This is a genomic window from Rhizobium sophorae (genome assembly GCF_013087515.1).
GTDB lineage: Bacteria > Pseudomonadota > Alphaproteobacteria > Rhizobiales > Rhizobiaceae > Rhizobium > Rhizobium sophorae.
In genome coordinates this window covers 53,332-70,299 of record NZ_JABFCN010000001.1, presented here as the reverse complement: position 1 = coordinate 70,299, position 16,968 = coordinate 53,332, and the positions used below count along the sequence as shown (strand labels likewise).

Annotated in this window: 20 protein-coding genes; 11 read left to right on the top strand and 9 right to left on the bottom strand. The window is 62.0% G+C overall.

The annotated features are described in order from the left end of the window. Window positions 1–55 precede the first annotated feature (55 nt). Window positions 56–889, top strand: a complete 834-nt coding sequence (gene nadE / locus G9X64_RS00390; RefSeq protein ID WP_168312308.1) for an NAD(+) synthase — start codon at window positions 56–58, stop codon at window positions 887–889. Between the two features lie 72 nt (window positions 890–961). Here the strand turns inward: nadE and G9X64_RS00385 are convergent, their stop codons facing one another. Beyond that, window positions 962–2,200, bottom strand: coding sequence for a multidrug efflux MFS transporter (locus G9X64_RS00385; protein WP_168312324.1), 1,239 nt, complete (start codon window positions 2,198–2,200; stop codon window positions 962–964). 333 nt (window positions 2,201–2,533) lie between these two features. Between G9X64_RS00385 and G9X64_RS00380 the strand changes: the two genes are divergently transcribed. Then, the gene (locus G9X64_RS00380; RefSeq protein WP_168312307.1) at window positions 2,534–2,878 is read left to right on the top strand and encodes a nuclear transport factor 2 family protein; all 345 of its coding nucleotides are present in this window, start codon (window positions 2,534–2,536) and stop codon (window positions 2,876–2,878) included. 29 nt (window positions 2,879–2,907) lie between these two features. On the opposite strand, the gene G9X64_RS00375 is transcribed toward G9X64_RS00380, so the two are convergent. The 3 genes from G9X64_RS00375 to G9X64_RS00365 all read right to left on the bottom strand — a co-directional run bounded on the left by G9X64_RS00375 (window position 2,908) and on the right by G9X64_RS00365 (window position 4,906). Beyond that, complete coding sequence (locus G9X64_RS00375; protein WP_168312306.1) at window positions 2,908–3,639, bottom strand: sulfite exporter TauE/SafE family protein; 732 nt, start codon at window positions 3,637–3,639, stop codon at window positions 2,908–2,910. 60 nt (window positions 3,640–3,699) lie between these two features. Then, window positions 3,700–4,353: a class I SAM-dependent methyltransferase gene (locus G9X64_RS00370; RefSeq protein ID WP_168312305.1), complete on the bottom strand. Its 654-nt coding sequence runs from the start codon at window positions 4,351–4,353 to the stop codon at window positions 3,700–3,702. Between the two features lie 226 nt (window positions 4,354–4,579). Beyond that, a complete protein-coding gene (locus tag G9X64_RS00365; protein ID WP_168312304.1) occupies window positions 4,580–4,906 on the bottom strand; it encodes a hypothetical protein in 327 nt (108 codons plus the stop codon). Between the two features lie 225 nt (window positions 4,907–5,131). Between G9X64_RS00365 and G9X64_RS00360 the strand changes: the two genes are divergently transcribed. Both G9X64_RS00360 and G9X64_RS00355 read left to right on the top strand, forming a co-directional pair. Continuing rightward, a complete protein-coding gene (locus G9X64_RS00360) occupies window positions 5,132–5,734 on the top strand; it encodes a superoxide dismutase (RefSeq protein ID WP_168312303.1) in 603 nt (200 codons plus the stop codon). A gap of 139 nt (window positions 5,735–5,873) precedes the next feature. Further along, a complete protein-coding gene (locus G9X64_RS00355; RefSeq protein WP_171375752.1) occupies window positions 5,874–6,716 on the top strand; it encodes a metallophosphoesterase in 843 nt (280 codons plus the stop codon). On the opposite strand, the gene G9X64_RS00350 is transcribed toward G9X64_RS00355, so the two are convergent. Next, entirely contained in the window at window positions 6,713–7,621 is a 909-nt protein-coding gene (locus G9X64_RS00350; RefSeq protein WP_168312301.1) for an AraC family transcriptional regulator, read from the bottom strand. The genes G9X64_RS00355 and G9X64_RS00350 overlap by 4 nt on opposite strands. A gap of 176 nt (window positions 7,622–7,797) precedes the next feature. Between G9X64_RS00350 and G9X64_RS00345 the strand changes: the two genes are divergently transcribed. After that, window positions 7,798–8,568, top strand: a complete 771-nt coding sequence (locus G9X64_RS00345; protein WP_168312300.1) for an SDR family NAD(P)-dependent oxidoreductase — start codon at window positions 7,798–7,800, stop codon at window positions 8,566–8,568. 22 nt (window positions 8,569–8,590) lie between these two features. On the opposite strand, the gene G9X64_RS00340 is transcribed toward G9X64_RS00345, so the two are convergent. Further along, a complete protein-coding gene (locus G9X64_RS00340; RefSeq protein ID WP_168312299.1) occupies window positions 8,591–9,283 on the bottom strand; it encodes a helix-turn-helix transcriptional regulator in 693 nt (230 codons plus the stop codon). Window positions 9,284–9,411: 128 nt separating this feature from the next. Here G9X64_RS00340 and G9X64_RS00335 point away from each other — a divergent pair, with 128 nt between their 5' ends. The 3 genes from G9X64_RS00335 (at window position 9,412) to G9X64_RS00325 (ending at window position 11,771) form a co-directional block, all read left to right on the top strand. Further along, entirely contained in the window at window positions 9,412–10,047 is a 636-nt protein-coding gene (locus G9X64_RS00335) for a LysE family translocator (protein WP_168312298.1), read from the top strand. 186 nt (window positions 10,048–10,233) lie between these two features. Then, window positions 10,234–10,674, top strand: coding sequence for a c-type cytochrome (locus G9X64_RS00330; RefSeq protein WP_168312297.1), 441 nt, complete (start codon window positions 10,234–10,236; stop codon window positions 10,672–10,674). A 182-nt stretch (window positions 10,675–10,856) separates the two neighbouring features. Then, complete coding sequence (locus G9X64_RS00325; protein WP_168312296.1) at window positions 10,857–11,771, top strand: cytochrome c; 915 nt, start codon at window positions 10,857–10,859, stop codon at window positions 11,769–11,771. A 31-nt stretch (window positions 11,772–11,802) separates the two neighbouring features. Here the strand turns inward: G9X64_RS00325 and G9X64_RS00320 are convergent, their stop codons facing one another. Then, the gene (locus G9X64_RS00320; protein WP_168312295.1) at window positions 11,803–12,495 is read right to left on the bottom strand and encodes a molybdate ABC transporter substrate-binding protein; all 693 of its coding nucleotides are present in this window, start codon (window positions 12,493–12,495) and stop codon (window positions 11,803–11,805) included. A gap of 144 nt (window positions 12,496–12,639) precedes the next feature. Next, window positions 12,640–13,134 (bottom strand): GNAT family N-acetyltransferase, encoded by a 495-nt coding sequence (locus tag G9X64_RS00315; protein WP_168312294.1) that lies wholly within the window; start codon window positions 13,132–13,134, stop codon window positions 12,640–12,642. A 268-nt stretch (window positions 13,135–13,402) separates the two neighbouring features. On the opposite strand from G9X64_RS00315, the gene dmeR reads away from it, so the two are divergent. Together dmeR and dmeF are read left to right on the top strand one after the other, a co-directional pair. Then, window positions 13,403–13,675 (top strand): Ni(II)/Co(II)-sensing transcriptional repressor DmeR, encoded by a 273-nt coding sequence (dmeR, locus tag G9X64_RS00310; protein ID WP_168312293.1) that lies wholly within the window; start codon window positions 13,403–13,405, stop codon window positions 13,673–13,675. A gap of 123 nt (window positions 13,676–13,798) precedes the next feature. Then, on the top strand, window positions 13,799–14,809 hold the full coding sequence (gene dmeF, locus G9X64_RS00305; RefSeq protein WP_168312292.1) for a CDF family Co(II)/Ni(II) efflux transporter DmeF: 1,011 nt from the start codon (window positions 13,799–13,801) through the stop codon (window positions 14,807–14,809). Between the two features lie 37 nt (window positions 14,810–14,846). Here the strand turns inward: dmeF and G9X64_RS00300 are convergent, their stop codons facing one another. Then, window positions 14,847–15,611, bottom strand: a complete 765-nt coding sequence (locus G9X64_RS00300) for a sulfite exporter TauE/SafE family protein (protein ID WP_168312291.1) — start codon at window positions 15,609–15,611, stop codon at window positions 14,847–14,849. Between the two features lie 448 nt (window positions 15,612–16,059). Here G9X64_RS00300 and bla point away from each other — a divergent pair, with 448 nt between their 5' ends. Continuing rightward, a complete protein-coding gene (gene bla, locus G9X64_RS00295) occupies window positions 16,060–16,962 on the top strand; it encodes a class A beta-lactamase (RefSeq protein WP_168312290.1) in 903 nt (300 codons plus the stop codon). Window positions 16,963–16,968 lie beyond the last annotated feature (6 nt).

The following is a 16,968-nucleotide window of genomic DNA, read 5'->3' as shown; positions in this document are numbered from 1 at the left end:
CCCCATCTTTTCGCCATAGTGGCGCCGAAATTCCGTAAGCGGGGGGGAAGAGGCTATGACTGTGCTGTTCGACGAACAAGGCGAAATCATCCGCGAACTGGGTGTCGCCGCCGATATCGACCCTGAGCGCGAGATCGAACGGCGAACCGCTTTCCTCAAGGATTATCTCGTCGCCTCGGGCATGCGCGGCTACGTCCTCGGCATCAGCGGCGGCGTCGATTCGCTGACGGCGGCGCTGCTGGCTCAAAAGGCAGTGCACGAGCTGCGTGACAGCGGCCATGCGGCCGAATTCATCGCCTTGCGCCTTCCCTATGGTGTCCAGGCGGACGAGGCAGATGCGGTGAGGGCGCTGGAAACGATTGGCGCCGACCGCTCGATGGTGGTCAACATCAAGGCGCCGGCGGATGCGATGCTTGCCGCCGCACAGGACGGCGGCCTCGCCTTTGCCGATGCCGGCCGTCAGGATTTCATCCTCGGCAATATCAAGGCGCGCCAGCGTATGATCGCTCAGTTCGCCCTTGCCGGGGCGCTGGGCAGCCTCGTCATCGGCACCGATCATGCGGCCGAGGCGGTCATGGGCTTCTTCACCAAGTTCGGCGATGGCGCCGCCGATATCCTGCCGCTCGCCGGCCTCAACAAGCGCCGCGTCCGCCTGCTGGCAAAGCGCCTCGGTGCCCCGGACGAGCTGGTCTTCAAGGTGCCGACCGCCGATCTTGAGGACCAGCGGCCGCTGCGCCCCGACGAGGAGGCCTATGGCGTCAGCTATGACGAGATCGACGATTTCCTCGAAGGCAAGCCGGTCGGCGAGATCGCCCGCCGCCGCATCCTCGCCGCCTATCGGGCGACCGCCCACAAGCGCGCTTTGCCGGTGGCTGTCAGCGCGCTTTGATGCTCGTCCGGCCGAGGCGGTGTGGGCCTGCGGTGTGAAAGAGACGCCATCCGCATGTTCGCGGCATCGCCTTTAATCCGAGGCGGATGCCTTCGCATCCCTCGGCCGCACCATCCAAGCATAGGCCGCACCGGCGAGAAGCAGCACGGAGGTGCCGAGGAACACTGCCCGCATGCCGATATGCCCGCCGATAAAACCGCCGAGGATCGGGCCGGCCACCTGGCCGACATATTGCGAGGAAATCGAGAGCCCGAGAATGCCGCCGGCCGCACTGTCCGGGACGCTGTGGCGGATGACGGCGGCAATGCAGGGCAGAAGCCCGCCGAGCGCTGCGCCCATCAGGAAACGCAGGATGATCAGCTGCCAGGAGCTGGTGACGAAGGCCTGCGGGATCAGCAGCAGCCCGGCGACGGCGAGCGCGCCTGATATCACCGGCCAATGGCCGATCCTGTCGGCAAGCTTGCCGAGCCATGAGGCCGAAAGAATGCTGCCGAGGGCGGCGGCCGACATGACGACGCCTGAGACCATCGTCACCTGGGTTTCGACGGGCACGATCTGCGCGACATAGACGGTGATGATCGGCTCGATCGACATGTTGGCGAACATCAACAGCATCCCGGTCGCCAGCATGGCGATGACAGGTCCCTTGTCGGCGATGGATTTCCAGCCGCCGCTGGCCTTGGCAGCCTGCTTGCGGGCCGGCGATTTCTCTTCCTTGATCAGCAAGGCCGTGGCGAGAAAGGCGAGGAAGATCATGCCGCCGGCGGCGAGGAATGTGCCGCGGATGCCGATGATGGGCGGCAGCGCGCCGCCGATCAGCGGCCCGACAAGATTGCCGGCCATGATGCCGGAGGAGAGCACGCCGAGCGCCCAGGCCGAACGATCCTTCGGCGTCTGCGTCGCCACCAGCACCATCGAGCCGGAGGCATAGCCGCCGGCAAGCCCGACGAAGAGGCGCAGCGCCACCAGCTGCCAGACATTGCCGGCCATGCCCATCAGCGAGATCGCCAGCGTCATGCCGAGGCTGGCGCGCACCAGCATCAGCTTGCGGCCGTAAATATCGCCAAGCCGGCCCCAGAGCGGCGCAACGAGAGCCGCCGCGAAAAAGGTGGCGCCATATGCGATACCCGACCATTGCACGATGTCAGCATGGTCGCTGACACCGAGTTCCTCGACATAGAGCGGCAGGAAGGGAAGCAGCAGCGTCATCGCCACGATCGTGGTGAAGGAGCCGAGCAACGAGATGGTGAGATTGCGCTTCCAGTAGATCGAGCCCGGCCCGGCGCTGGCGTCCCACTGCGTATCGGTCATTCTCTCGGCCTCGGCATTGATCTGCAAGCACGGGTTCCGCCGCGCCTGATGAAATGATGTGCACGTTGCCGCGGCGAGGAAATCGGCGCGGGTGAAAAAGTCTGAAGATCGAGCTTTTCGAGGTCGAGCGCATAGGCCGTAGCGGTGTATGCGCTCGCCGTTCCAGGGCGAGCACGCGCTGATATAACCGCGCTGGGGCCTATCCTTCAAGACGGCGCTTTCGCATCGCTGACCTGTCTTTGGAAATGAGAGCTGCAATCTGGACCCTCTCCGGCAAAAGTGCTAGAACATAACCGATTGCATGATGCAATCGGTTAATCCAAGGACATTGCCATGAGCGACATGCGCACATCCCGAGAGCAGACCGTCCGTCATCTCTACGTCGCCTATCTCGACGACCGCAAGGATATCGTCGGCGCCATGTTGACGGAGGATTTCACCTTCTCCAGTCCGCGTGACGACCACATCGACCGGGCGACGTATTTCGAGCGCTGCTGGCCGAAGGAACCGGTCTTCCGCGGCTTTGACATCGAATTCCTGGCGATCGACGGCGACGAGGCGGTCGTCCGCTACCGCGCGGAGAAACGGGATGGCGGCAGCTTCCGCAACATAGAGAGCTTTCGCTTCCGCGGCGACAAGATCGCTTCCGTGGATGTCTATTTCGGCCGAAATCTGTAACTACGGCCGAGGCTGTGATCGCCCTGTCTTTACAGGAGCCGCATTGCCGAAGTGCCGATGATGATCATCGACACCGCCACCATTAGCGGCCGCACCGGCAGCCGTTTGACGAGGATCGCGCCGAAGGGAGCGGCGATGACGCCGCCGATGATCAGGCCGATCGCCGAATCGAGTTCCGACCAGCCGAGCGTCAGGATGAAGGTCAGGGAAATCGTCAGCGTCACCGCGAATTCGGTGAAATTGGTCGAGCCGATCACCCGTTTCAGGTCATGGCCGCGGCTGACGAGCGAACTGGTGACAATCGGCCCCCATCCGCCGCCGCCGATCGCATCGAGCACGCCGCCGCAAAACCCGACCGGCGGCACCATCCAGTCGCGAACGTCCCGCTTCGGCGGCGGCCGAAAGGCCTTGTAGAGGATCACCAGCCCGATCGCGATCAGATAGGCCGACACGAAGGGCTCGATCGCCTTGCCGTCGATATTGGAAAGCAGATAGGCGCCGATCGCGCCGCCGATCATGCCGGCCGGTGCAAGCCGCGCCACCAGGCGCCAGTCGACGTTGCGATGATAGGCATGCGAGATGCCCGACGCGGCGGTGGTGAACATTTCCGCCACATGCGTCATGGCGCTGGCATTGGCCGCAGGCACCCCGAAGGCGAGAAGGCTCGTCGTCGACAGTACGCCGAAAGCCATGCCGAGTGCGCCGTCGACGATCTGCGCGCAGAAACCTACGACGATGAAGAAGAAGAAATCCGATGTCATGCGGTCCCCTCAGACGAACGGTAGCATCAGAATAGGCGACTCGGGGAAAAAGTTACGGTCTCAGTCGGCAAGTCCGCGCTGCTTCAGCCGGATGATCTTGAAGAAGCCGTTGGGAAACACCGGCAGGATATCGGTCGCGGCAAAATCGCCGCGGCGCTCGGCCCAGGCGAGGATGCGGTGAATGCGGAAGGCGGAGGACCAGCCGATGTGACGCACCAGCGGCGCCACTGCCGTCTCGATCGCACCCTGCAGACCGGCGCCGTCGCCAAGCTTGCTGGCAAGGATGATTTCGCCGCCTGGCCTCAGCACTCTCGCGCATTCGTCCAGCGCCCGTTCGGGTTCGGGGATGAGCGTGATGACGAAGGGCAGGCAGACGGCATCGAAAGACCGGTCGGCAAAGGTGAGCGCATGCGCATCCATCACCTCCAGCGCCTGCACATGCTCAAGGTTTTCGCGTTTCGCCTTTTCACGCGCCCGCGCGATCATGTGTTTGGAAATGTCGATGCCGGTCACCCGGCAGTGGCGCGGGTAATGCCCGAGCGTCAGGCCGGTGCCGACGCCGATCTCCAGGATGTCGGTGCCGGCCGCAGCGGCGAGGGCTGCAAGCTTGCGGTGGCCATCGCGCAGGATGCCGCGATAAACCCGGTCATAGACCGGCGCCCAGCGCTGATAGATTTTCTGCTGATCTTCCGCCCTGCTGCGAAGCTCTGACATGCCGGCACCTCCCCAGAAAATTCCAGGAAAAGTGAAAAGCGGTTTCCAGGAATTGCATAAAACAAAGATTTCAGCGGTTCTGCGCTTCCATAAAATAGCGCCAGCCGCCGTAAAGGCCAGGCTTTCAACTCCTAAGGGTAGGCTCCGGTTCCCACGAAATGTGACGCAAGGCACAGATTCTCACCCGCGACCGCTTTGGGGGCGCCTGTGCGCATTCCCCAGCCGCCTATTTTGCCGGCATCAGGCCAAGCTGTTTGGAGTCCAGTTCGCTGCCGATCTCGACGGTCTTCTTTTGCTTGTCGTAGACGCAGATCTGGGCGATGCGCCCCTTGGCGCCCTTCGGCTTGCCGGTCACCAGGGCAAGCCCGTAATGCGAGCTGCCGAAGGGATCGACGGTGGCGCTGGGCTTCTCGATCGTGACCGCTGCCTTCTTGCATTTGGCCTCGACGTCGGCGGCGAGCTGCTTCCAGGCGTCATCGGAGGAGGCATGCGCCGCACCTGAGAGCGAAAGCAGCGCGGCGGCAGCGAGAGGCTGGATTATATTCCTGTTCATATCGGATCTCCGTTGATCTTCATAATAGGCAAAGTGGTTTTCGGGGCGGGTATTCCCACTGATTTGCCCAGGCGATTTCTATGCACGACTCCAACCCTGCAACTGAGGCAAATTTTCCTCCGGCCGGTCGTTTTTTGATAATTCGCCGGTTGCCTCTCCCCCTTTCCCCTCCTATGTTCCGCCTCACCTGCCGAGACGCAATCTATTGCCAAGAGGAGATCTGACATGGCTTTCGAATTGCCTGAACTTCCCTATGACTACGAAGCGCTTGCTCCCTTCATGTCGAAGGAAACGCTGGAGTTCCACCACGACAAGCACCACAAGGCCTATGTCGACAACGGCAACAAGCTCGCCGCCGAAGCCGGTCTTTCGGACCTGTCGCTCGAAGACGTCGTCAAGAAGTCCTTCGGCACCAATGCCGGCCTCTTCAACAACGCCGCCCAGCACTACAACCACATCCATTTCTGGAAGTGGATGAAGAAGGGCGGCGGCGGCAACAAGCTGCCGGGCAAGCTCGAAGCCGCCTTTACCTCCGATCTCGGCGGCTACGACAAGTTCAAGGCCGATTTCGCCAATGCCGGCGCCACCCAGTTCGGCTCCGGCTGGGCCTGGGTTTCCGTCAAGAACGGCAGGCTCGAAATCTCCAAGACCCCGAACGGCGAAAACCCGCTCGTTCACGGCGCCACCCCGATCCTCGGCGTCGACGTCTGGGAACACTCCTATTACATCGACTATCGCAACGCCCGCCCGAAATATCTCGAGGCCTTCGTCGACAGCCTGATCAACTGGGACTACGTCCTGGAACGCTACGAAGAAGCCACGAAGTAAGCGGCACCGGCCTCGCCGCCGTGGCGGCGATGTGCCTCAGCCTCTTAGAATTCCGCACCCGGCGCCGCAAACGCCGGGTGTTTCGTTTTCACACGAGGCCGTCATATGCCTGTCATCGGCCGCTCCTAATCACGCCCCTATGTCTTCTTCTTCTCCCTTGTTCCGCTTCGGTATAATCGCCGATCCGCAATATGCGGCGATCGCGCCGCATGCGTCGATGGACCGCTATTACGCCAACAGCCTCGCCAAGGTCGCCGAGGCGATCGAAGTCTTCAACGGCGAGGAGCTGAGCTTCGTCATGACGCTCGGCGATGTCATCGACCGCAGCTTTTCAAGCTTCGACGATATCCTGCCGGTCTATGAGAAGCTCAGGCACGAGGCGCTCTTCCTGCTCGGCAATCACGATTTCTCGGTCTCTGCAGGACATCTGTCCGAAGTCGCCGCGCGTCTCGGCATGCCGTCGCCCTATTACAGCTTCTTGCGCCATGGCTGGCGCTTTATCGTGCTCGACGGCAACGAGGTCAGCATCTTCGCGCCGCCCGAAGGCCATCATGATCGCGCGCTTGCCGCTGAGATGCTGGCCGAGCTGCGGGCCAAGGGTGCGAGGAATGCCCATCGCTGGAATGCCGCGCTGAGCGATGAGCAGTTCGCTTGGCTTGGCGATGAAATCGCAAAGGCGGCCGAGGCCGGCGAGAAGGTGATCGTCATGAATCACTATCCGGTGCATCCGCCCAGTGAGCACGGCATGTGGGACAGCGAGCGCATCGTCGCGCTGCTCGCCTCGCAGGCCAATGTCGTCGCCTATCTCAACGGTCACGACCACGTCGGCAATTACGGTATGGCCGGCGCCTGCCACTTCGTCAATTTCAAGGGCGTGGTCGATACCGAGACGCAAAACGCCTTCGCGATCCTCGAGGTCCATGTCTCCAGCATCGAAATCCGGGGCTTCGGCCGCGAGGTGAGCCGCACGCTGTCCATCTAGCTGATTGCCGGCTCAGCCGGCATCGCCTTCATTTCACTGATGTCGCGCTTCGGTGGTGTCCCGAACATGCGGGCATATTCGCGGCTGAACTGGGAGGCGCTCTCGTAACCCACCTGATAGGCCGCGTTTGCGGCGTTGAACCCATCGGTCACCATCAGCCGCCGGGCCTCGAGTAGCCGCAACTGCTTCTGATACTGCAGCGGCGTCATCGCGGTCAGGATTTTGAAATGCTGATAGAAGGAGGAAGGGCTCATCTTGGCTGCTGCCGCAAGCTTTTCCACCCGGACGGCGTCCGTAAAATTGCCGCGCAACAGGTAGATGGCCTCGGCCACGCGGCGCGTATGGCTGTCCGGCAACGCAAGCTTGCAGATCTCATCGCCATTATTTCCGGAAAGTAGCCAGAAACTGATCTCTCGCATGATTGCCGGATGAAGGATTGGGATCGCTTTGGGCGTCGCGAGCGTCCGGATCAGCCTCAGTATGCAGTCCTGCAGCTCGGGGCCGAATTCTTGTACGAAAACACCCGGCCCGCCGTCGCCTGCCGGCCTCGGCGGTACATCCAGCTCCTCCAGCACCTCGCGCAGGATAGTGACGTCGAGTTCCAGGTTGATGGCGATCATCGGCTGTTCGGCAGTGGCTTTCGTAACCTGTCCGAAGGCCGGCATCTCGACGCTGATGATCAGCGCTTGCATCGCTTCGTAATCGAAAAGGCGGTCTCCGAACATGAGCTGCTTGGCGCCATCGACGATGATGCAGAGCGCCGGTCGGTAGATCGCCGGTTTCGGCATGGAGAGAGTGCTGGAACGCATCAGGAAAAAACCGTCGATAGCGGTGGCAAAGAGCCCGTCACCTCCGCCATGTGCATCCATGTACCCATTGAGCGCCTGCTTCAGATCTGCGGACATCTTCGCCTCCAGTAAACGCGGGGTCGGTCTGCCGCGCCGGTGAGGATGATCTTAATCCCTCAGCCCGGCTGGGCAAGGCGTTGGAGGAATAGGCAAGAAATTGCGGGATTTCGGCATTCAGGATTCCAGGCTTGCGGCGCATAAGCTGGTCTATCAAAACATCAGGAGTACCTGAAATGCCTAACCAGAATTCAACCTCGAAAGTCGCAATCGTTACCGGCGGAAGCCGCGGCCTGGGCCGCAATACGGTCGTCAATCTGGCAAGGAGCGGCGTCGATGTGATCTTGACCTACAATTCGAACCGCGACGAGGCAGAGAAAGTCGTCGCTGAGATCGAGGCGCTGGGCCGCAAGGCCGCCGCACTTCAACTCGATGCCGGCAACGTGGCGGCGTTCGATGCCTTTGTCGAAAGTGTACGGGAGATCCTTAAGGGCTGGGGGCGTGAGCATTTCGATTTTCTCGTCAACAATGCCGGCACCAGCTACCACGCCCCGATTTTGGAGACGACCGAAGCGGAGATGGACAAACTTTACAACCTGCATTTCAAGGGGGTTTTCTTCCTCACGCAGAAGCTCCTGCCGGTGATCGAGGACGGCGGCCGCATCGTCAACCTCTCCAGCGGTCTTGCCCGCGTGGCCATGGTCGGCGCTTCGGCCTACGGCTCGATGAAGGGCGCGGTCGAGGTGCTGACGCGCTACATGGCCAAGGAGCTCGGCCCCCGCGGCATTGCCGTCAATACCGTCGCCCCGGGCGCCATCGAAACCGATTTCAGCGGCGGCATGGTGCGGGACAATCCGGAGATCAACCGTGCGGTCGCCTCCATGACCGCACTGGGCCGCGCTGGCGTGCCCGACGATATCGGGCCGATGATCGCCTCCCTGTTGAGCGATGCCAACCGTTGGGTCAATGCCCAGCGTATCGAGGTTTCCGGCGGCATGTCGCTCTGAATAATCGCGATTGGGCGAATAGCTAGACGGCGATCGGTTTCTCCGTCCAGCCACTCGTCCAGAGTTCCCGCAGCCTATCGCCGTCGCCCTTGAAGAAATCCTCAGCTGCCGCACACCGCTCCACCCGGTCGCTGCGGAAATTGCGGATCGCCTGACGCAATTCGCACCAGGCGACGATATTGGCGGTCTGCGAATAATAGATCAGCGCGACCGGCCGGATCGTCCGTTCGCTGGCTCGGCCAAGCTCGTCGCGGTAGCCGAGCATCAGCTTGCGTTCGTCGCGGATCGCGCGGCGCACGATCGCCAGGTCGAAGCCGGCCGGCTGCGCAATCGAGCCCCAGGCGTAAAGCGCCTTGTTGTCCATCGCCTGACGCAGCGGCGCCGGCACGGCGCCTGATATCTTCCGGTTGACCCGGCGCGCGGCCTGCTTCAGCTCTTCGTCCGCCGTCCGTTCGAGCAGCGCCAGCGACAGCACGATAGCCTCCATCTCCTCGATCGAGAACATCAGCGGCGGCAGGTCGAAGCCCGGCCGCATAATGTAGCCGATGCCGCGCCCGCCTTCGATCGGCACCCGCATTGCCTGAAGGGCTGCGATGTCGCGATAGATCGAGCGCACTGTTACCTCAAGCGTCTCCGCCATCGTCGCCGCCGTCATCGGCTTTCTTGCCAGCCTGAGGATCTGAATGATCTCGAAAAGCCGCGAGGCCTTGCGCATTTTACCTCTCCATCCGTCACGCTCCTGACAATACACTGTCAGTTGGGTTCCCGTATAGAGCCGCCTATCAGATTGAAATCAATCAGGGTCTTTCAAAACGGCTCGCAGAAATCAAGGCGGTAACTGACATGAACTACCATGAAAACCTCTGGCTCTTCTTCACCCTTCTCTTCGGCATCATCATCGTGCCGGGCATGGACATGCTCTTCGTGCTGGCCAATTCGCTGACCGGCGGCGTCAAGCGCGGGCTGGCAGCGACCGGCGGCATCATGGCCGGCGGCGCCGTGCATTCTGCCTATGGCGCGGCCGGCGTCGGCGTGCTTGTCACCATGCTGCCGCAGCTTTTCAACGTGCTGCTCTTTGCCGGCGTTGCCTACATGATCTGGATCGGCATTTCGCTGATCCGCAGTTCGATCACAGTCGAGGCGGTTGGGCCGGGAACGGCGCGCTCCAGCTGGCGGGCCTTCCGCCAGGGGGCCGTCACCTGTCTGGTTAACCCGAAGGCCTATATCTTCATGTTCGCCGTCTACCCGCAGTTCCTCAGGCCGGAATATGGCCCGATCTGGTTGCAGGGGCTGATCATGGGCGTCATGACTGTCGTCACCCAGTTCGCCATCTACGGCACGCTGGCGATGACGGCCGGCCGCAGCCGCGACCTGCTCATCGCCAACCCTGACGTTACGGCCTTTGTCGGCCGCTTCGCCGGACTGCTGCTGGTTGCGGTCTCCGCCTTCAGCCTTTGGCAAGGGTGGAAGAGCGCTTGAGCGCCGCTGCATGTCGCCCGGAAGTGTCCAGCGGTTCCCGGCGACATGCATAAAGCAGAGAACTGCCTATCACGTTGTTTTTATGATGATCCGGCAAAACGTGACTGCCCGGATGCATGGATTTTGTCATGCTGCCGGTGCAGATTGGCCATCGGCCAGTTTGGCCGAGGAAAAAGGGAGAGCAATATGAATTGGAAAGCAGTAGCGGGGGCCGTGGTGATGGCCGGCGCAGCCTTCGGTTCGGTGACCGCCGCCGACGGTACCCATGAGTCCCGCAATGCGCTGATGAAGCAGATCGGCGGTTCGGCCGGGGCCCTGGCAGCCATCGCCAAGGGTACCAAGCCCTATGACGCCGAAGCGGTGAAGGCGGCGCTGACGACGATCGCCACTACGGCCAAGGCCTTCCCCGACCAGTTCAAGCCGGGCACGGAGACGGGCGACGAAGCGGCAAGCCCGAAGATCTGGGAAAACATGGACGACTTCAAGGCCCGCGCCGCCAAGCTCTCCACTGACGCCGAAACTGCGCTGGCTCAGCTTCCGGCAGATCCTGCGGCCGTCGGCGCCACGATGAACACGCTCGGTGCCAATTGCGCCGGCTGTCACAAGGCCTATCGCCTCGGCAAGTGAGCGATAGGCCATTTCGTCTGGAGCAATTCCAGCAAAAGTGTGCAGCGGTTTGCGTCCGGAATTGCGTAAAGTACTGGATCCGCGCCGGCCTTGCCGCCGGCGCGGATCGCCTTATTCTCCGCCTGCGCGGACCGGTCGCGGGATCCATCGCAAGGAAATGTTGACAACAGGGGAGGCGGCGCATGGTCCGCAGGTTCATCCGGTCATTGCTCTGTCTGATCGGCATCGCCGTCCTCGGCGGGGGCGCCTTCTATCTCGTCACCGCACCCGATCCGCTGCCGGAGAGCCATTGGGCGGGACTCGGCGCGCCGGATCCGGCAAATGGTCAGATGGTTTTCTGGGCGGGCGGCTGCGTCAGCTGTCATGCGGCACCCGGTTCCGAAGGTGATGCCAAGCTGACACTTGCAGGCGGCCTGGCGCTGAAGAGCCCTTTCGGGACATTCCACGTGCCGAACATCTCACCCGATGAAAAGGCCGGCATCGGCGGCTGGACACTTGCTGAGTTCGGCAACGCGATGAAGCGCGGCGTCGGCCCGGGCGGACAGCATCTCTACCCGTCTTTTCCTTATGGCTCTTATTCCCGCATGAGCGACAAGGACGTCAATGATCTCTTCGCCTTCCTGAAAACCCTGCCGAAGAGCGCCAACGCCGCACCGCCGCATGAACTGCCGTTTCCCTTCAACATCCGGCTGGCGCTGGGCGGCTGGAAATTCCTCTATCTCAACGACCAGCCGCGCGTCGCCCTGGCAAAGAGCGACGACAAGATCAAGCGCGGGCAATATCTCGTCGAAGGCCCCGGCCATTGCGGCGAATGCCATACGCCGCGTGATGCGCTCGGCGGCTTCAAGGCCGATATGTGGCTTGCCGGCGCGCCCAATCCCGAAGGCAAGGGCCGCATACCCGATATCACCCCGGCCTCCGAGAGCATCGGCGGCTGGAGCGAGGCCGATATCGCCAGCTACCTCGAAACCGGCTTCACCCCCGATTTCGATTCCGTCGGCGGCTCGATGGTCGATGTGCAGCAGAACATCGCCCATCTGCCGGCCTCCGACCGCGAGGCGATCGCCGCTTATCTGAAGGCCGTGCCGGGTCATTAGCGATGGCGGGGAGCCGATCGTTTAGCGCGCTCTAGCAGCGCTCGACGCCCTTTGCCGCCAGGATGTCGTCAACAGCTGTCGACGTCAGAAATTTCGACAGCTGTTGGGCAGCTTCTGCATCCGTTGAATCGGCGCTGATGCCGATGGCGAAGTCGATGTAACTTTGGAGTTCTGCCGGAAACTGACCGACAAGCATGACCTCGGGAGCGGCGGCGAGAATCGACGTCACGGGAACGACCCCAAGCTCGGCTTCCCCACGGCCGACGGCCGGCGCCGTCTGCCCTCCTGATATGGCCACCAGCTTGGGCTTGACCTCATTGGCTATTCCCAAGCTTTCCAGCAAACCGGAGAAGTAGCCGCCGCTGGTTCCGTCACTGGCGTAGGCGATGGATCTGGCGCTCTTCAACGCATGCGCAAATGCTTCGACGGACCCGATGTCGAGCGGTCGGCTGCCGGCCTTGGCCGCCACCCCCATAGCTATCCGGCCGAACGCGACCTCGCTCCCCGCCTTGATTTTTCCCAAGGCGGTCAGATCCTGAACCAGGTTCGGATTGGTGATGACGAGATCAAAAGCTTCCCCCGCTTCGATCTGCTTCTTTACAGCAGGATTGAGCGCCCATTGGGCCGCAACTGTGAATCCCCTGGCCGTTTCGAACTGGGATAGGAGAGGAAGAACGGCGGGCCGGACCGCAATAGCACCAAAAAGCCGGATTTGCTGATTCATGGGCTAACCTGCAAACGGTTGAAACGACCTTCCTTGCGATTCCCAGTGACCCGATGGCATCCATCGTGTCGGTTGCCGAAACAAACCGACACTCAATGGATCATACAAGAGTCATACTGGGAACGCACTTATCGAACGCCCTTCTCAAGCGATCGACTGCATGTAGCGCATGCCGGTCACCGGACGCGGGGTGAAATCCAGCTGTTCGTAGAAGCGGTGCGCCAGCACGTTTCCTGTGGCGGCGCTGACGGAGAGGTAGCCGCAGCCGGCATTGCGGGCGGTCTCACGCGCCCGGTCGACGAGCAACTGGCCGGTGCCGTGGCCGCGATGGCCGTCACGCACGAAGAGGTGGTGCAGGTCCATGCCGCGCTTGCCTTCCTGCGCCCTGTAGAGCGGCACGAGAATGGCGTAGCCGATCAGTCCTTCGCTGGTCTCGGCGACGAGCGCATTGATCCAGGGCAGGGGGCCGAAGAGGTCGCGCTCCAACTGCTCCGGCGTTGTCGCAGAAGCGTCGCCGTGATGGGCCGCAAGCAGGGCGATCATCTCGCCGAGTTCGGGCAGGTCGCGCGGCTTGGCGGCGCGGATCGTCACCACCGATGGGCGCATCAGTGAAATTTCGCTGTCTTCGATTTCGGTCATGGTCTTCGCGTCCTTTGATATTCTGCCGTCAGGACGCTGCCGATACAACAAAGCCGCCTGACGGCGGCTTGTTGACAATATGATCTTGTCCGGCCGCCCCTTACAGGTACAGCCAAAAATACGAGCGGCTCTGGTGCGCGTTCTTGATCATGGACCATAGATCGTCGGAAACGCGGGTTTTGTCAATGGCGGATCAAGCCCATCACAAGCTTTGAGCCCCAGCTTCACTCTTGATAGTATACCCCCCTATGCTATATGAGAACCAATCATGTCCCACACCACCCTGCAGAAAAAGAAGCTCGTCGCCCGCATCAGCCGCCTGAAGGGGCAGATGGAGGCGGTCGAGCGCGCGCTCGAGGCCGAGCGCCCCTGCGGCGAAATCCTGCAGCTGCTCGCCTCGATCCGCGGCGCCCTGACCGGGCTGACCGGCGAGGTGCTGGACGATCACCTGCGCGAACATGTGCTGAATGCCGCTGACGATGCGGCGAGGGTCGAGGCGGTCGAGGAAATATCGGAAGTGTTGAGAACCTATATCCGCTAGAGCAATTCCAGGAAAAGTGTGAAGCGGTTTTCCCAGGAATTGCGCAAAACCGAAAGCTTAGAGGGGTTCTGCGTTTCCATGAAAAGCTGAACCGCTCTAAGCGCGGCGACGAAGGAGCCTGTCATGAGTGCCGGAATCGACAAAGCTGGAATTGATGCCCTGGAACACGATCACGTCTTCCTCGGCACCGATCATGCGCGCAATGAGCGGCGCATCTGGCTGGTGATCGCGCTGACGGCAGTAATGATGGTGGCGGAAATCGCTGCCGGCACCATCTACGGCTCCATGGCGCTGGTCGCCGATGGCTGGCACATGTCGACCCATGCGAGCGCCTTGCTGATTTCCGCACTCGCCTATCTCTTCGCCCGCCGGCAGGCACGCAATCCACGTTTCACCTTCGGCACAGGCAAGCTCGGCGATCTCGCCGGCTTCGCCAGCGCCATCGTCCTCGCGCTGATTGCCCTGCTGATGGCATGGGAGAGCCTGCTGCGCCTTTCAAATCCGGTGCCGATCGGCTTTACCCAGGCGATCGCCGTGGCAGTCATCGGCCTTGCCGTCAATCTGATAAGCGCCTGGCTGCTTGCCGGCGGCGGCCATGTCGCGCATGGCAATCATGCGCACCATTACCATGGCCATCATCATCATCACGGGCATGGCAATCATGCCCACGCCCATCACGGCCATGGCGACCATGCCCACCACGCAAAGACCGGCGACAACAATATCCGCGCCGCCTATCTGCATGTCATCGCCGATGCCCTGACCTCCGTGCTCGCAATAGCGGCGCTGACGTTTGGCAGTCTTTACGGCTGGCTCTGGCTCGATCCCCTGATGGGCATCGTCGGCGGGTTGGTCATCGCCAACTGGTCCTGGAGCCTGATGAGATCCTCGGGCGGCGTTCTTCTCGATGTCGTTCCCGAAGGCGAGACGCTGCCCGCGGAAATCCGCGGCGCCATCGAGACGGAGGACGACCGGATCACCGATCTGCATGTCTGGCAGGTCGGCCCCGGCCATCATGCCGCAATCGTCGCCGTCCTCACCTCGCAGCCGCGCGACCCGGCTTTCTACAAAGGCAGGCTTTCGGCGCTGGAAGAGCTGTCGCATGTGACGGTTGAGGTCACGCGCGCTGCCTGATCGGTGTGGGCGGATGATAAGGTCGCGGTGGGGATAACTATCGGTGCCGCCAAACCTTCACAGCCGAAATCAGAAGGATCACGGCGAGGGCTGGAAGCAGAAGACCATTCGGCACGAGGCCGAGCAGCCGCCCGCCGATGAAGGTTCCAACGATCGATCCCGCAGCCATCACCAACAAGAAGGTCTTGTTGCGACCGAGAACCGAAAAACTCTGATCCCGGCTATACCGCGTGAAGCCAACCAGCATTGTCGGCAGGCTCACGGCCAGGGAGAGGCTGCCGGCGAGTTTGATATCCGCACCGAAGAGCAGCACCAGCGTCGGAATCAGCAGCTCGCCTCCCGCCACGCCGAGTAGGGATGCGACAATCCCGATGACGAAGCCCGCGACAACGCCGGCAATCATCTGGGCATTTCCAGTCAGGAAAGGCTGACCCGCTGTCGCATCATGGCCAATGACCAAGACGATAGCGATTGCGACGAGCAGCGCTGCAATCACCTTGTATAGCGTTTCCGATTTCAGCCGTGTTGCCCATCCTGCTCCGAACCATGCGCCCAGCAAGCTTCCGGCAAGGAGATTGACTACGGCCGGCCAATTCCCGGCAATCGTTCCAAAAGGTACCGTTGCTGCCCGGAACGGCAGGGCGGATGCAACGACAACGAGACTCATGGCCTTATTGAGAATGACCGCTTCGAGCGCAGCGAAGTTGAAAAGCCCGATCAGGAGCGGCAGCCGAAATTCGGCGCCGCCGAGGCCGATCAAGCCCCCGAGAGCGCCAATAATTCCACCGCCACCAAACGCCATAGGAAGGGCGCGCGGTTTGGAAGATGGAGCGACCGTTTCCTGAGACACTGTTGTAGCCCATTGAAGATATCGCTTCTTCTAGCTGGATATTTCCGGGTTCGCCAGTTAGAGCCTTTCCGGGTTAGCTTGAAGCATTCTGTTGGCTCAAACGGAGTCGGATGGTCGACCGGCCGGCGCGCGTCGTAGTCAGCTCTACGGCCAAGCCGGCCGGTCGATCAGCCGGCCCGTTTCAGCCAACCCGAAGGGCCGGGCATCTTTCCGCCAGGGCAGAGGCGATCGGCTCGGACGTACCAAGGGGTATGCCCATCGCCAATCGCCTCTGCCCTGACGAAAACCTGCTCCGGCAGAATGCTGCAATCTAACCCGGAAAGGCTCTAGAACCGCCGCGGGAACCAGATGCCGCCGCAATCGCCCTTTAGCTCTGTGCGCCTCACCGCCGGAGGATTTCATGGATCTCAGTTTGACCCGCCGCACGCTGCTCGGCTCGGCCCTTTGCCTACCTGCGCTGGCGCTTCCCGCCAGTGCCGAGGAAGGGGCCAAGGAGAATACCGGCGAGGGCGACGACAATATCGAACACCGCCTTGCCGCATTGGAAAAACGCACCGGCGGCCGTCTCGGCGTCTCGGTGCTCGATACCGAGACGAGCATCTCCTTCGGCTATCGCGGCAGCGAGTCCTTTCCGATGTGCAGCACCTTCAAGGCGCTGGCCGCGGCTTTCGTGCTTGCCCGTGCCGACAAGGGCGAGGAGAACCTCGACCGGCGGGTGAGCTACGGCAAGGACAAGCTCGTCGATTATTCGCCGCTCAGCGAAAAACACGCCGGAACCGATGGCATGACCCTTGCCGAACTCTGCGAGGCGGCGGTGACGGTCAGCGACAATACGGCCGGCAACCTGTTGCTCGAAAGTTTCGGCGGTCCGGCGGGGCTGACCGATTGGCTGCGCTCGATCGGTGACGGCACGACGCGTCTCGACCGCACCGAGCCAACGTTGAACGAGGGCAGGAAGGGCGATCCGCGCGATACGACGACACCGGATGCGATGCTCGACACGCTCGGCAACCTGACGCTCGGCTCGGTCCTGGCCGAGGCCTCCTCAGACAGGCTGATTGCCTGGCTGGTGGCGAGCACGACAGGCAAGGAGCGGCTCAGGGCCGGCCTGCCGGCCGATTGGAAGGTCGGCGACAAGACCGGCACCGGCCCGAATGGCTCTCTCGGCGATATCGCGGTGATCTGGCCGCCGGATCGCGGCCCTATCGTCGCAGCCGTCTACATCGCCGAGGCGACCGCGTCGGCGAAGGAGCTCAACCCAGTCTTTGCCGAGGTTGGGCGTATGATCGTCGAGATGGTTTGAACTGGA